The 14,630-nt window shown below is 68.9% G+C and carries 11 protein-coding genes and 1 pseudogene; 8 read left to right on the forward strand and 4 right to left on the reverse strand.

All coding sequences use genetic code 11. The features are described from left to right. Window positions 1-131 precede the first annotated feature (131 nt). The gene (locus tag OG408_RS32580) at window positions 132-983 is read right to left on the reverse strand and encodes a hypothetical protein (RefSeq protein WP_326673411.1); all 852 of its coding nucleotides are present in this window, start codon (window positions 981-983) and stop codon (window positions 132-134) included. Between the two features lie 696 nt (window positions 984-1,679). Then, the gene (locus OG408_RS32585; protein WP_285573916.1) at window positions 1,680-2,702 is read right to left on the reverse strand and encodes a glycosyltransferase 87 family protein; all 1,023 of its coding nucleotides are present in this window, start codon (window positions 2,700-2,702) and stop codon (window positions 1,680-1,682) included. 572 nt (window positions 2,703-3,274) lie between these two features. Between OG408_RS32585 and OG408_RS32590 the strand changes: the two genes are divergently transcribed. Beyond that, window positions 3,275-5,620 carry a helix-turn-helix transcriptional regulator gene (locus tag OG408_RS32590; RefSeq protein ID WP_326673414.1) on the forward strand — a complete coding sequence of 782 codons (2,346 nt, stop codon included), beginning with the start codon at window positions 3,275-3,277 and terminating at the stop codon, window positions 5,618-5,620. Window positions 5,621-5,765: 145 nt separating this feature from the next. Here the strand turns inward: OG408_RS32590 and OG408_RS32595 are convergent, their stop codons facing one another. Continuing rightward, window positions 5,766-6,179, reverse strand: a complete 414-nt coding sequence (locus OG408_RS32595; protein WP_285573910.1) for a YcxB family protein — start codon at window positions 6,177-6,179, stop codon at window positions 5,766-5,768. A 720-nt stretch (window positions 6,180-6,899) separates the two neighbouring features. Between OG408_RS32595 and OG408_RS32600 the strand changes: the two genes are divergently transcribed. From OG408_RS32600 to OG408_RS32630, 7 genes are all read left to right on the forward strand, one after another. Continuing rightward, entirely contained in the window at window positions 6,900-8,099 is a 1,200-nt protein-coding gene (locus OG408_RS32600) for an ATP-binding protein (RefSeq protein ID WP_326673417.1), read from the forward strand. Continuing rightward, on the forward strand, window positions 8,096-8,494 hold the full coding sequence (locus tag OG408_RS32605) for a roadblock/LC7 domain-containing protein (RefSeq protein ID WP_219567465.1): 399 nt from the start codon (window positions 8,096-8,098) through the stop codon (window positions 8,492-8,494). Before OG408_RS32600 ends, OG408_RS32605 begins: the two co-directional genes overlap by 4 nt. Further along, a complete protein-coding gene (locus OG408_RS32610; RefSeq protein WP_266784672.1) occupies window positions 8,491-8,886 on the forward strand; it encodes a DUF742 domain-containing protein in 396 nt (131 codons plus the stop codon). Before OG408_RS32605 ends, OG408_RS32610 begins: the two co-directional genes overlap by 4 nt. Beyond that, window positions 8,861-9,466, forward strand: coding sequence for a GTP-binding protein (locus tag OG408_RS32615; RefSeq protein ID WP_266784674.1), 606 nt, complete (start codon window positions 8,861-8,863; stop codon window positions 9,464-9,466). Before OG408_RS32610 ends, OG408_RS32615 begins: the two co-directional genes overlap by 26 nt. Next, a complete protein-coding gene (locus OG408_RS32620) occupies window positions 9,463-10,809 on the forward strand; it encodes a cytochrome P450 (RefSeq protein ID WP_266784676.1) in 1,347 nt (448 codons plus the stop codon). Before OG408_RS32615 ends, OG408_RS32620 begins: the two co-directional genes overlap by 4 nt. A 352-nt stretch (window positions 10,810-11,161) precedes the next feature. After that, a complete protein-coding gene (locus OG408_RS32625; RefSeq protein ID WP_326673420.1) occupies window positions 11,162-12,418 on the forward strand; it encodes a tryptophan dimethylallyltransferase family protein in 1,257 nt (418 codons plus the stop codon). After that, the gene (locus tag OG408_RS32630) at window positions 12,391-13,767 is read left to right on the forward strand and encodes a tryptophanase (RefSeq protein ID WP_266784680.1); all 1,377 of its coding nucleotides are present in this window, start codon (window positions 12,391-12,393) and stop codon (window positions 13,765-13,767) included. Before OG408_RS32625 ends, OG408_RS32630 begins: the two co-directional genes overlap by 28 nt. Before the next feature lie 350 nt (window positions 13,768-14,117). On the opposite strand, the pseudogene OG408_RS32635 reads toward OG408_RS32630, so the two are convergent. Beyond that, window positions 14,118-14,455, reverse strand: a pseudogene (locus tag OG408_RS32635) (NUDIX domain-containing protein); the annotation flags it as partial. Window positions 14,456-14,630 lie beyond the last annotated feature (175 nt).

Consider the following 14,630-nt stretch of genomic DNA (forward strand, 5'->3'; position numbering starts at 1 on the left):
CGAGGCGCTGTGCGACGCCGTTCGCATGCATCGTACGGAGATCTACGGCGCTACCGCAGGGAGTCCGGCGAGCCGTACGAGGACTGTCGCCCCAGTGCTCCGGGGAAGCATCTGAGCTGCTGCCCCATGCATCACGCCGCGCAGTTGCGGCGAGGCGGAGAACTCGACCGTTCAAGGTCTCTGGGCTGAGTGCCCGGCGGCGCTGTGAAGCTGGCTGCGCGGGCCGCAGCGACGAAGTCCTTCCGGTGGGATTCGACCTGCTCGATGAGGGGGTCCCGAACCCATCCACCGATCAGTTGGTCCCACATGGATGGGCAGCGGTCGACCAGACGGAGAGTCTGAGTTACCTGCATGTCGGTGAGGGTGGCGCTGTCGCGGAGGCAGTAGTCCAGAAGACCCCGGTCATTCCTTCGTTCGTCCTCGCCCTTGCGTGCCCAATCGACGATCAATTCCCAGGCTACGTACGCCGTGCCATGACTGTCGTTGGTGCAGTCTTCCGGGTCGCCGGGGCACCAACCTGCCTCCAGCGCGCTGATCGTCGTGCGTAATACCGCGCGATCGAGAGCGCAGCGTTCCAGGAGGCGGCATTGCGAGAGAAGGCATTCTGCCGCTGCAAGGAGAGCGGGAGGTGCGAGTAGCTCCAGTGAGGCGTAGCGCGTTTCCACCGGGACGGCGTGCTTGGCCACGAGTGCTTGGCGTTCGTTGCTATCGAGATTCGGGAGTCGCTTTACGACACCCACCAGGGCGTCGGAGACGCTCAGGAACTCCAGGCACGCGCTGCCGAGCGCAATGTGCCGTTGCTGATCCCGGTCGAGGAAGCTCTGGGTCTGCACCGCTGCGATGGCGGCATCCGCCTGGATGCGCCCGGCGAGGAGTGCAGCAGAAGTTGCGCCTTGTGCGCTGCGCTTGGTCCACCATGCCGCAACTACGGCAGTGGGAACGGAGAGAAGGGCTGCGACCGCACCCAAGTCGACCATGTCCATGGTCCAATGCTGGGCGAAGAGAAGGTGTCCTGCGGGAGTTTCGGAGCAGATCAGTCAGCCCGGACATACGTTCCCGTTCGCTTGCTGTCGAGACGGTCCGTTTCTATGAGACGCCGGCAGTGTGTCGTGGGGGTGGTTGCTGAACCCGCGCTGGACACGGCGACAGTGCATCGAGCAGGGGCGGCGGTCGCCTGACTGTGCCGCTGGGCCCTCGGAGAGGAGCGTCCGAGAGGATACGGCCGGGGTGTACCCGACCCGCGGACACCGTGGAAGGAGGTCAGGCCGCGGCTATGGCTGGGCGGGCACTTCTGGGCCCGCCCTGACGGTGAGGGGCAGGCTGTGGTGGTCGGCGCTGAATTCGATCTGGTCATCAGCTTGTTCGCCCGGCCGGGCCACGGACCGAACCCGGGCATCGACCATCTGATCAGTGAGATCCCAGACGGCCCGCCCACGGCTGAACAGCTCCACTCCACCTGGACCCAACACCCAACCCACAACAGGAGATCCGAAGACTGCGCCTGATCGGCGGGCGCGTGCGTTAGCGATCTCCCGCATCTCGTGGGCGCCCCCCCGTGGCCGCTGACCGAGCGGTGTCGGTCCTTCCGCACGGTGATCATCAGCTTCCGCCCCGCCACCACACCATCAGGCGACAGCAAGACCACTCAAAGCCGCACGAACCGCCCACTCGGAGCCGCTCTACGGCCGGGGCAGCACTGGACTGCTGGCGCCCAGGTCCGGTGTCGGTTCCGGGGCGGGCTGTGGCCTGGCCAGGGTGGTGCAGCGGGCCCAGATCAGAAGGGTGAGGGGGTAGACGGCGTAGCCGATGCGGGTCGCCGGAGACAGCAGGATGGCGATGGTGAGGCCGAGCGCGAGCCGATGGGCGGCGGCCGCCGTGGTCTTCGGCGGCTGAACGATGAGCGACATGGCTACGGCAATGGCACCGATGCCTATCAGAGCCACGGCGATGGTCTTTCCGTGGGGCAGCACGGCAGACAGGAGGGCGCCCAGGAGCGGGCTGGCGGCGGTCGAGGCGGTATCGCTCAGTCCGAAGGGGTAGAGCACCGCGTTGTCGACGAAGGCATGTGGATCGGTCAGGAGCGGCGGCACGACCGCCAACGCCGCCACTGCGACCGCCACCGCAGCCGCGGTCCTGGCCGCGCGTGATCCCTTGGTCGCGGCCAGGAGGACGACGATGACCGGTATGGCCGGCCACGCGGTCCACTTGAGAATGGCTGCCGCTCCCAGTGCCAGACCCGCACCCATGGAACGGCCCCGGTGTGCGTATGCCAAGGCCAGAAGAACGAAGGCCACGACCACGGGATCAACTCCGCCTATGGCCAGCGGCAGTGCCACCACGGGGCAGGCCGCTATCCACGCCGCCCCCGTCACCGCCGTGCGTCGGGCCTGCGGCCGGCCCTTGACCAGTACGGCCACGGCAGCGGCCAGCGCGGCAACGAACCCGGCCAGGCTCCACAGGCGGGCGCTGGAGAACATTCCTGCGCCGAACAGCGCGTGGGGGAGCCCGAAGAGGGCCATGCCGGGCAGGTAGGGGTTGAAGTCACGTACCGCGACCGGATGCGAGAGGTAGGGGGTGCCGGTCTCCAGGAAGTGCTGGGCGGACCGCTCGACGACGCCGACCTCCATCTGCTGCAGGCCCACGGCGGTCAGCCATACCAGCGGAACGGCCAGCGCGCCGACGACGCCGATCAGGGCCACCACGCGAGACCACTGGACACGGGAACCCAGTGACACCAGTGCGGCACAGGCATAGGCGACAGCAGCGGCAAGTCCCCACCGGTGCTGCGATGTGTTCGATGCGGAGGCAAGTCCCACACCCAGGGCCGTCAAGGAGCTCGCTGCCAATGCCCACAGGTCCCATCGGCGGACAGCCGTGCTGGAGCGGCGACCCGGACGTTCACCGGAAGCATCTGAGAATCGTGATATGTGCATGTAAAGGGGCCTTGGCTAGGAAGTCGTCTGCACAAGTGAACAGACGCGCGGCGACCGGGTGGATGCGCCGGCGAACCGGGCGCCCGCTGTCGGGTGGCCGGGCTGGCGCCCTGTGCAACGTGACGCGCGTTTCAGCGCATGCTGATCCGCGCCCTGGCGTCTTTCCCCTGTACGAGAAGCGCACAGGACCGCGCCCGACACACCTCATCCAATCCAGTGCAGGTCGGGGGGGACCAGGAAGTTCGACCGGTGGTTGGAGCGGCCCGCATACTTCTGCCGGTGAGTACTACCAGTAGGTACGCCGTTCCGGCCGGGCCTCGCGGACCAGGAGGACCACAGCTGTGAGCGACAACAAGTTCGGCGAGCTGCTGCACGCACTGCGCACGGGAGCGGGCATCAGCCAGGAGCGGCTGGCGCAGCGGGCGGGCGTCAGTGTGCGGGCGCTGTCGGATATGGAGCGCGGGCGGACGCGAGGGCCGCGGCAGCGCACGGTGGAGGCTTTGGTGGCGGCCTTGGGAGTGGATGGCGTTGTGGGCCATGAGCTCGAGGAAGCCGCCCGTTCGGGTCGTCCGCGGACCGTGGGCGGGGCGGGGCCCAGGTCGGCGGCCGGGAGAGGGTCAGGGGCGGGGTCGGCGGCTGTGCACGGGCTGGCGTTGCCGCGTGATCTTTGTGACTTCACCGCCCGCGGCCCTGCCCTGGCCGGGCTGCGGGGCCTGGCCGAGGACCTCGATCCCGCCCGACCGCCGGTCGCCGTGATCTGCGGGCAACCCGGGCTGGGCAAGACCGCCTTCGCCGTGCACGCCGCCCATACTCTGGCGCCGAGTTTCCCGGACGGGCAGTACGCCGTCGATCTGCGCGGCATGGACCCGAAGCCCACACCGCCGCGCGAGGTGCTCGCCCGGCTCCTTTACGCGCTCGGTGTGGCCGAGACCGCTGTCCCGGCCGCCACCGACGAGCGCAGCGGTCTGCTGCGCTCGGTGCTGCGCGAGCGCCGGGTGCTGCTCCTTCTGGACAACGCCGCCGACGAGGACCAGGTCCGCCCCCTGCTGCCCGGCCACGGCGCCTGTCTGACCCTGGTCACCAGCCGCCGCTCGCTGGCCGGCCTGGAAGCCGTCCACCGCACGGAGCTGTCGCTGCTGCGCCGGGAGGAAGCGGTCGAACTGCTCACCCGCGTCATCGGGCCGGAGCGGGTCGAGCGGGAGGCACAGGCCGCCCGCGACCTCGCGGAACTCTGCGGGTACCTGCCCTTGGCCATGCGCATCGCCGCCCAGCGCCTGGCCTCCCGGCCCGGCGAGACCCTGGCCAAACTCGTTACCCAGCTCACCGCTCACGGGGACCGCCTGGACACCCTGCGGGCAGGCTCCCTGCAGATACGGTCCGCCTTCACCTTGTCCTACGCTCAGCTCAGCCCGGCCGCCCGCACCGTCTTCCGCCGCGCCTCACTTGCCTGCGGCCCCGACTTCAGCCCCACCACCGCAGCCCTCCTGGCAGGCATACCCCCACGCCAGGCCGCGCGCTGCATCGAACGGCTGGCCGACGCCGGACTGCTCCAGCCCCACTCCACCGCCGACCGCTACAGCTTCCACGACCTCCTGCGCCTGTTCGCCGCCGAGCAACTGGTCGAGGATGACGATCCCACCGAGATCGCCGCTGCCCAGGACCGGGCCGCCCGCTGGATCCTGCGCCGGGCCACCGCCGCCGCACTGCGCTTCGATGCCGACCGCCACCAGGACGCGCCCGAAGGCGACCCCGACCTGGCCACCGCGCCCACCGGCCACGAGCAGGCCCGGATCTGGCTGGAAGCCGAGCGGCCCCAGTGGCTCGCGGCCCTGGGTCAGGCCCAGGCGGCAGGCCGGCACCAGCAGGTCATCGACGCCGCCGAAGCGATGCACTGGTTTTCCGACATCACCGCGCACTGGGAGCTGTGGGCGGAGGTGTTCCAGCGGGCCGTCGACTCAGCCCGCGCGCTCGGCAGCAGGCGCGACGAGGCCGTCCACCTCAACTACCTCGCCTGGACCTACAACTTCTGTCTCAACGACTACCCCGCCGCCCTGGCCGCCGCACAAGCCGCCCTGGCCGCGGCATACGAGGCCGCAGACCGGCTCCAAACGGGATGGGCCCTGGGCTACGCGGCAGGAGCACTCCGTCGGCTCGGACGGATCGACGAATCCATTGTCCGGCTGCACGAAGCAGCCGCTCACCTCAGGAACCACACAGATCCGCAAGTCCGCCTCGCCGAACTCACCATTCTCAATACCCTGGGCCAGCACCTGCGCTACGCCAACCGTACGGACGAGGCCCTGGTCATCCACCGGCGCAGCGAAGCCCTCTGCCTCGCCGGCGTGCCGGGGAAGCCGCACGACCTCATCGCCACATATCTGGCGCAGACCCGCCATAACCTCGGCAGTGACCTCATGGCCCTGGGGCGATGGGTCCAGGCCGAATCCCCTTTGCGTGCCGCCTTGGCCCACTTCGAGGCAGGCCGGATGCCTGCCTGGAGCGAACCCGTCCGCCTCGACCTCGGCATTACCCTGCGCCACCTCAACCGCCACCACGAGGCCCGCGCGACGTTGACCACGGCCCACCGCACCCTCGTCGGGCTGAACAACCCCCGCCGGCGCGAAGCCGCCGACGAACTGTGCCAAGTCACCGCAGGGTTCGCCATCGCCGGCCAGACGACGGGCTGAGACGCCTCGTTCCTCCAGCGGCTTCCGCCCGGCCTTGCACTGCACGCCCGGCGGGGGACCCCTTTCGGTGCCCCTCCCGACCAAGCGAAGCCGTGGCCGTAAACGTCCCTGCGAGGACCGGCTTCCGCCGGACGGACACTCGTTGTCACCTGGTGGGGAGGTGGCCGAGGTGGGCGGTGATCAGCTCCCGCAGCCGGTCCGAGTCCTGCGGTGAGGCCAGACCGCGTTTGGGCAGGATCATCACGCCGGACCGTGACGCGTCAGGAGTGAGGAGAACGAATACCCGCCGGCCTTCGACGCAGCGTCCGTAGAACTGCCAGCCGGTCTCTTGCGTATGCCGCTCGGTCTCGATCCTGATGCCGGATGCGTCGACGGTCACGCGGTGTTCGCCCAGGTGCCGGGCGTAGCCCAGCAGGCCCAGAGCGGTCAGTCGGCGGACGGCCACCAACAGGATGCAGGTGATCAGGAGACATGCCCACGTGCTCGCGTTCACAGCAGCGATGCCCCGGGCCTGCACGGTGGCCGCGACGGCGAAGGCGAAGAACGCACCCAGCGGCACTGTGACGTTGGAAACCGACCAGGGGAGGCTTGCCCCAACGGGCGCGATCACCGCCGCGGGCCGTACTGTCCCGTCCGAAGCGTTCGGCTCCAGCGGGTGGACCGCAGCGGACCTGACGGCGACGTGCGAGGTGCTCCGGCCGGCCGAGCTGCCGAAGCTGTCGGCTTGCCGGGGAGCGCCGTCTTCCCCTTCTCGTCGTTCGCGTCGTCGTGTTCTGGACAGGCTGCCGGCGACAAGGAAGCCCAGACCGTGAGGCTGCGGGCACATGCGCTGAGTCCGCAGCTCGCGTCGCTGTCCGTAGCCCGCTCTCGAATCGGCCATCGTGTGCCCTGGGAACGGTTGTGGGTCGGATGGCACTTGCCCTGCTCTGTGTCGCAGCGTCAGCCCGCTATGAGGCGAGATGCGGCACAGAGCTGCAAGAACCCAGGTACCACACCACAGAGCGGCGTAGTGCGCGCTCCGCCACTGGGCCTCCACCCTGCGGGCACACCTTCCTCACTGACATGAACATGCGTTTCTCGCCAACGGGGCAACTGCGTGGCGGACTTGACAGAGTCTCATGATCGTCCGGTGATAAGCTCGCGTGCACATGCCACGTGAGCATTCACCTTGGCATGGCTACAGCCAGGGGGCTCTCCGGGCGGTGACGTCTGCCCACAGCCGAGGGTCCGCTTGGACAGATTTCGAGAGCTGGAATCCAGCCGCTCAATAGAGAGTCACATGACGAATTTTTGGCAGGATCCGACAGTCTGGGCGCTTGCCGTCGGCGTCGCTGTCGCCGCCACGGTAATCACTCGCCAGCGAAAAAAGATCAAGGCGCTACGTCGTCAGAAGCAGGGCCTTCAGGGCGAGCTGACCGCATCGCAGGGCAGGGCCGTCGACCTCGGGTCCACCGTCACCGAGCTGCGCAGCGGCTACGACGAGGTGGTCCGCCAGGCCAAGGAAGAGGCGGATGAGGCCACAAACACCGTACTGAAGTCGGCCATGCGGACCCTTCAAGGCCTCGCCGCGGAGCAGCAGCGGGCCATCTCCGGGCTGCAGAAGAAGTACGGCGACTCGGCCGTGCTGCGGGACATGCTGGACATCGACCACATGAACTCGCAATTCAACCGGCGTGCGCAGTCCATTGCTGTGCTGTGCGGCGGGTGGCTCGGCCGGCAGCGGGAGGCCGCATCGGTCTATGACGTGATCCGCGGAGCGCAGGGCCGTATCCGGCACTACCAGCGTATCGAGATCGCCTCACGGGTCGATTTCGCGGTGACCAGCCGTGCCGTCGAACCGATCGCGCTGACGGTGGCCGAGCTGCTCGACAACGCGGCCAGCTATTCCGAGCCGTCCACCATGGTCGAGGTCGAGGTGCGGACGGTACCCCGGGGTATCTGCATCGTGATCGACGACGCCGGTGTCGGCATGAGCGAGGAAGAACGGACGAACGCCACCGCTCTGCTGTCCAGCGGGTCCGCGGTGAGCGTTGCGGAGCTCGGTAACCCTCCCGCGTTCGGTTTCGCGGTGATCGGTGCCCTGTGCGCGCGGTTCGGGTTCACGGTCGCCATCGACAGCACCTCTCCCTACGGCGGCGTCCGCGCGGTGGTGATGGTGCCGAAGGAGTTGTTGACCGAGATGCCCGAGCCCAAGACGCCCACGACCACGCAAGAAGTCAATGCCGCTGCCGAGAGCCGCGATTCGGCTCCTGCGGCGGCAGAGGGCGGGCTGCCCAGGCGACGGAACAAGCGCGGCATGGCGCTCGTGCCGGACAGCGGCCGCAGATCTGATGAAGCGCCGCCGGCCAGGTCAGCAGAGGCAAGGGTGGCGGCCATGGGCGCGTTTCAGCGCGGCACTCTGAGCGGCCGAGGTGCGGGGGTACCGGCCGCCGAAGGTGATACCACTGCCGATTCACACGAAGGATTCGATGCCCCGTGAGCGACGACCTGTCCTGGATGCTTGAGGACGCGCTGCAGATTCCGCATGCTCTCCACGCGGTCCTGATTTCCGCCGACGGCCTCCAGATGTCCCGTACCGCGGAGTTCGACAGGGGCGATGCCGACAAGGTGGCCGCAGCCGTCTCCGGCCTGCAGTCGCTCAGCCGGGCCGTCAGCTTCTTCTGCGGTGAGCACGGAGCGAACTGGCGCCAGACCCTCATCGAGTTCGACGGGGGCTGGGTGTTCCTGAACGCTGCGGGCGGCGGCAGCTACCTCGCCGTGGCGGCGTCGGCCGAGGTCGACATGCAGGACATCACGTACCGGATGCAGCAGCTGGTCAGCCGACTGGGCAAGGCGATGTCGACCGGCCTTCGCGGCGACACGGTCACCTCATGACGGAACCCGCCCGTCCCGAGCCCGAGCCCGAGTTCGTGTCCGAGGCCGGAGAATTAGTCCGTCCCTACGTCATCACCCGTGGCCGTGACCTGCCCGATGAGAGCGAGTTCGCCCTCATCTCTCTCGTTACGACGGCCACCGACGAGCAGCAGCGCCCCCAACGGCTCTCGCCCGAGGAGGAACAGATCCTGGAGATGTGCTCCAGGGGCTACCTCTCGGTCGCTGAGATCGCCGCGCACTCCCAGCTGCCGCTCGGGGTGGTCAAGGCGCTGCTCAGTTCCCTCGCCGAGGGGGGCTATCTCGTGACCCGGGCGCCGGTGCCCTCGGCCCGTCCCACCAACAAGGCCCTGCTCAAGGAGGTGCTCGATGGCCTCAAGGCTCTCTCTGTCTGAGGATGCCTACGTGCCCAGCGGCGCACAGCAGACTGCAGTGAAAATCCTGGTCGTCGGGCATTTCGCCGTCGGCAAGACCACCCTGATCAGCTCACTTTCCGAGATCGCGCCGCTGTCCACCGAGGAGCGGATGACAACGCTCTCGGAGCGCGTCGACGACCTCAAAGGGGTTCAGGGAAAGACCACCACCACCGTTGCCCTGGACTTTGGCCGGCTGACGCTGAGCGAGCGCATCGTTCTGTACCTGTTCGGCTCCCCCGGACAGCAGCGCTTCGTGAGTCTCTGGGACGACACGGCCCGCGGGGCTCTGGGCGCCCTGGTCCTGGTGGACCCCGAGCGCCTGGCCGACTCCTTCGACATCATGGATCTGGTCGAGAGTTACGGCCTCGATTTCGCCGTGGCCATCAATCACTTCGACGGCAGTACGGTCCACACCCCGGAGGAAGTCCGGGAGGCACTCGACCTGCTGCCCGACACCCCCGTCGTCACCATCGACGCACGCGACGAGAAGTCGTCCGTCGACGCCCTGATCACCTTGGTCCGCTATCTGCACGAGCGCGCCGACCTGGAGCACGCATGACAACCCCCTCTGTACCTCCGCCCGGCTGCCCCGCACACGGCAGCGGGCAGCGCATACCCCTGGACAGCGCTGAGTTCGCTGCCAATCCGCACGCGTACTACCGCTACATGCGCGAGCTCGGCCCCACCGCTCCGGTCACCATCGCCCCCGGCGTGGAGGCGACGCTGGTGACCGATTACAACGCGGCTCTGGAACTGCTGCAGGATTCGACGACCTTTCGCAAGGACTCACGCCGCTGGCGTGCCCTGGCTGAGGGCTGCATCCGCCCCGACAGCCCGGTCCTGCCGCTGCTGGCCTACCGGCCGAACGCGATGTTCACCGACGGCGCCGAGCATGTGCGGCTGCGCCAGGCCATCACCGGCTCCTTCGCCCGCGTCAGCAACAAGCGGCTGAGCCGGATCGTCGGCCAGGCGGCCCAGTTCCTCATCAACCAGTTCAGCGCCCGCGGCAGCGCCGACCTGCTCCGCGACTACGCCCAGCAGCTCCCGCTGTACGTGTTCAACGAGCTGTTCGGCTGCCCGGCAGAGATCGGTGACCGGGTGCTGTTCGGCATCTCCGGCATGTTCGACGGAGTCAACGCCGAAGCGGCCAGCCAGGTTCTGCTCGGAGCGGTCAGCGAGCTGGTGGCGCTCAAGCGCGCCCAGCCCGGGGAGGACATCACGTCCTACCTGATGCAGCATCCGGCGCAGCTGAACGACGAGGAACTGGCGCACACGCTGGTGTTGCTCCTCGGTGCGGGCGGCGAGCCGGAGGGCAACCTGATCGGCAACGCCTTCTACACGATGCTGACCAACGAGGAGTTCGCGCGCCTGGGGCAGTTCGACAAGGCGGTGGACGACACTCTGTGGCGCAATGCGCCGATGTCCAACTATGCGCCCCATTACCCGGTGGTCGACACGGACGTGGCCGGCGACAAGCTGCGCGCCGGTGACCTGGTGCTGGTGTCCTTCGGCGCCGCCAACACGGCGCTCGCGGACCGCGGTGCCGACACCCGCGGTCACCTCGCCTGGAGCGCCGGCCCGCACGCCTGCCCGTCGAAGGAGCCGGCCAGGCTGATCGCCCTGACGGGCCTGGAGACGCTGTTCAACGCCCTGCCCGACGTGGAACTCGCCGTCCCCGCGGACAGCCTCGCCTGGCGGCCCGGTCCCTTCAACCGGGCCCTGGCCTCCCTGCCCGTCCGGTTCAGCGCAGTCACCCCGCGCGCCGCGGCCGCACCGGAGCCGACGGCCGTGCCCCGCTACCAGGCACCCCCCGTCGCGGCCGCACCCGCGCCGGCTGCGCCGAAGCCCACCGGCAAAGCGGGGCGCTGGAGCAGCTTCACGAAGTGGCTGACGGGCCAGTAGCCCACACCCCCTGTGATGCATGTGACACAGGCAGTTGACGTAGCCTGCATGAAAGATCAACTTCCTGGGTAGGACGGCGCGGAGTGTCTGGAGTGACACAAGATGAAGGAGAGGCAGTGGACCTCGCAAGCATCTCCGCGCCCCCATCCGCGAGCGCCCGACCGGGCCAACGGCGCACCACCCCCAGCAGACGGAACCCGTGCGGGGGCGACGACCCCGACCAGCCGCAGGACCGAATACCCGCTGCTTCCGGCAGCGGATCGGCCCTCGTCTCCTCCCTTGCCGGCGGAGCGCATCCCCGTACTCCCGCACCGTCCAGACGCGTTACGCGCCACGACGTGCGAGGGGCACGATGACCTCCCGCCCGGGGCCCGGCATACCGGCAGCCAGCCCCGGTGAGACGACGCTCGGCGACCACGTACTCGGTCAACTGCGGCGCCTGGGCGCCACGGTGGGCCTGAGCGAGGCGGACACCGAGCTGTACGGACAGGTCCTGATCGCCTCCCTCGCAGGCGCCGCCCACCGGCCGCTGTCCCTGCCGCCGGCCTCGCCCACCTTCCTCTCCGATGACCACACCCCCGTCGAGTTCTCCCTCGCCAGCACTCCGGACGCCGCCCCGGCCCTGCGCGTGCTCGTGGAGCCCGGGTGGGTCCACAGCGACATGGCCGACAGCGGCCGCGCCGGGCTTGCGGCCATCCGCGCAATGGGCGCCCGCTGGGGCTTCGCCACCGACCAGCTCGACGCCCTCGCCGACCTGTTCTTCCCCGCTGCAGCCCAGGGCCCCCTGGCCCTGTGGTACGCGCTCGATCTGCGCGCCGGAGGGGTCCCAGGGGTCAAGGTCTACCTGAACCCCTCCGCCTCCGGCCCGGAAGGCGCGGCCCGCACCGTGCACGAGGCGCTGCGGCGGCTCGGCTACGGCCAGGCCTTCGAGCAACTGCCCCCGGCGGCCGGCTATCCGTTCCTCGCTCTGGACCTGGGCGCCTGGCCGTCCCCCCGCGTCAAGGTCTACGTGAGCCACCCGCGCATGTCAGCCGATGACGCCTGCGCGCTCAGCCGTACCTCCGGAGCCACAGCGGCCGACATCCGCTACTTCTTCCACGCGGCCGCGGGATCCCTCACGCCGTCCGAGCGCGGCGGAAACGGCCCCCTGCGCCTGGTGCGGCGGCCGGCGCTCACCTGCCACTCCTTCACCGGAGGCGACAGCGACCCGAGCGGCTTCACGCTCCACATTCCCGTTCGCGACTACGTGCGCGATGACGAAGAGGCCCTCGCCCGCGCCACAGCCCTGCTGACCAGGGCCGGCATGGACCCCACCGTCCTGAACCGAAGTCTGGGAGCGCTGACCCAGCGAACCCTCGCCGACGGCGTGGGGCTGATCGCCTACCTGGCCCTGGTGTACGAGCGCAACCGGCCGCCCCGGCTCACCGCCTACCTGAGTTCCGAGGCCCACCGCGTCCGGCCGCCGCAGGAGCAGTACCCGCGGGGCACCTGGATGCCTGCGCAACTCACCCAGAGCGTCCTGGACCTCGGGCACCAGGCCGTCGGCCACATCAGCCCGCCCACCGCACAGAAGGAAGTCACGTGGAGCCCTACCGCATCAAGGTCGTAGAACCTCTTGCCTTCACCACCCGGGAGGAGCGCGAGGCCGCGCTGAAGCGGGTTTCCTACAACCCCTTCGATCTGCGGGCCGACGAAGTCACCATCGACCTGCTGAGCGACTCCGGGACCGGTGCCATCTCCGCAGACCAGCTCGCCGCAGGAATGCAGGGCGACGAGTCCTACGCCGGCAGCCGCTCCTTCTACCGGTGGCACGAGGTCGTCTCCGAACTCACCGGCTACCCCCACATCCTGCCGGCCCACCAAGGCCGCGCGGCCGAGCGCATCCTCTTCTCCTCGCTGCTGCGGCCTGGCACGAGTGTGCTGTCCAACACGCACTTCGACACCACCCGCGCCAACGTCGAACTGACTGGCTGCACGGCGTACGACCTGCCCTGCGCCGAGGCGAAGGACCTCGACAGCGACTTTCCGTTCAAGGGCAACATCGACCTGATCGCCCTCGAACAGGCCCTGGAGAACGCGGACCAGACGCCCGTTGGGGCCGTGCTGATGACCATCACCAACAACGGTGGCGGGGGCCAGCCGGTCAGCATGGACAACCTGCACCGCACCGCCGAACTGTGCCGCCGGCACAACGTGCCGATGATCCTCGACGCGGCCCGGTTCGCGGAGAACGCGTGGCTGGTGACCCAGCGCGAACCCGGCTACGCCGACCGCACCCCGCGCCAGGTCGCCGAGGAAGCCTTCCGCCTCGCCGACGGCTGCGTCATGAGCGCGAAGAAGGACGGGATCGTCCACATTGGCGGCTTCATCGGCCTGAAGGACGCCGAACTCGCCGAGCGGTGCGGGGGTCTGCTCATCGCCACCGAAGGATTCACCACCTACGGCGGTCTGTCCGGACGCGACCTCGACATGATGGCCCGCGGCCTCCTCGAAGTGACCGAGCCGGCCTACCTCGCCGAGCGTGCCGACATAGCCGCCCATCTCGCCGCACGCATCCGCGAGGCCGGCGTCGACATCGTGGAACCCGCCGGTCTGCACGCCCTCTACGTCAACGCCGGGCGCCTCCTGCCCCACATCCCCCCGCACCAGTACCCCGGCACCGCACTCGTCTGCGAGCTCTACCTGCGCGGAGGCATCCGCTCGGCGGAGCTGGGGTCGCTGTACCTCGGTGAAGAGGACGAGCACGGCAACCCTGTCAAGACGGCGCCCTACGAACTTGTACGGCTGGCTCTCCCCCGACGGGTCTACACCCGCAGCCACTACGACCACGTTGCCGCCACCCTGGCGGATATCGCGAAGAATCCTGAATCGGTCCGTGGCTACCGGGTTACGGGCCAGTCCCCGATCCTCCGACACTTCAGCATCAAACTGGAGCCCGTGAGTCCGTCCGGCGACTGATCAGCACTCTTCGTTCGTTACGACGCGAGCCCAGCCATCAGAATCCTGAAACAGTGCAGATCTTTCGGCTCTACCGGTCCAGCGACAGTGCGGCGGCCACGGGAAGGCCCTGCCCTGGTGGGCGAATTCGAGGAGTCGTTGCAACACTGCTGGTCAACTGGCCGGGTCCAGTGGCTTAGCGAGGCGCTCGGCTGGGGTTTCCCAGTCGAGCGTTTTGCGTGGGCGGCTGTTGATGTGAGCGCCTTCAGGGCACCTGAACCGCACTCCCACCACGACCGAGCGCCTCGCCCAGCCACAGTTCGCCCCCCGGCGTCCAGCAGGCCGTCCACCGGCTTCGAGGGCTGTGAGCCGTGAGCGAAGGGGGTGAAGTGTGCGGGTGCGTGGTCGATGGTCAGGTCGGCACGCCGGGCGGTGAGGATCTGGGCGCTGCATACGAACAGACCGTCAGGAAGTTGATCGAGTGGGTGCCACCCCCATTCGCCGACGCGCTCGTTCGGCTGAGTGGCCGGCTGCCCTCGCCAGACGTGTACGACCGCTCCGACAGTGACCGCAGAACTCCTTCGACGTGGTCGACGAGCGTGCCCAGGAGCTGCACGTCTTCGGGACGCGCGGTCAGACCGGTTTCCTCACCGAGTTCGCGGACCACGGCGGTGTCGAAGGACTCCCCGGGCTCGACGGTGCCGCCGGGAGAAGCAGGCGGGTTCGTGGATTTCTGGCTGCTGAGTCGCAGGAACCGACGTGTGAGTGGTTCACCGACAGCTATGAGTATGGCGGGTTCGCGGCCGAACGAGCTCGGGGCGAACGGCCCGTCATCGCTGCGGTGCGTCTGGCCGGTCGGCGATCTGAGTGCCGTGGTCGGAACG

This window comes from Streptomyces sp. NBC_01257 (genome assembly GCF_035917255.1).
Taxonomy (GTDB): domain Bacteria; phylum Actinomycetota; class Actinomycetes; order Streptomycetales; family Streptomycetaceae; genus Streptomyces.

Excerpts from the sequence above, each read along its gene's own strand:
- OG408_RS32615 (WP_266784674.1), top strand. The coding sequence starts at position 8,861 with ATGGCCTCAAGGCTCTCTCTGTCTGAGGATGCCTACGTGCCCAGCGGC.
- OG408_RS32620 (WP_266784676.1), top strand. The coding sequence starts at position 9,463 with ATGACAACCCCCTCTGTACCTCCGCCCGGCTGCCCCGCACACGGCAGC.
- OG408_RS32610 (WP_266784672.1), top strand. The coding sequence starts at position 8,491 with ATGACGGAACCCGCCCGTCCCGAGCCCGAGCCCGAGTTCGTGTCCGAG.
- OG408_RS32580 (WP_326673411.1), bottom strand. The coding sequence starts at position 983 with ATGGACATGGTCGACTTGGGTGCGGTCGCAGCCCTTCTCTCCGTTCCC.
- OG408_RS32625 (WP_326673420.1), top strand. The coding sequence starts at position 11,162 with ATGACCTCCCGCCCGGGGCCCGGCATACCGGCAGCCAGCCCCGGTGAG.
- OG408_RS32600 (WP_326673417.1), top strand. The coding sequence starts at position 6,900 with ATGACGAATTTTTGGCAGGATCCGACAGTCTGGGCGCTTGCCGTCGGC.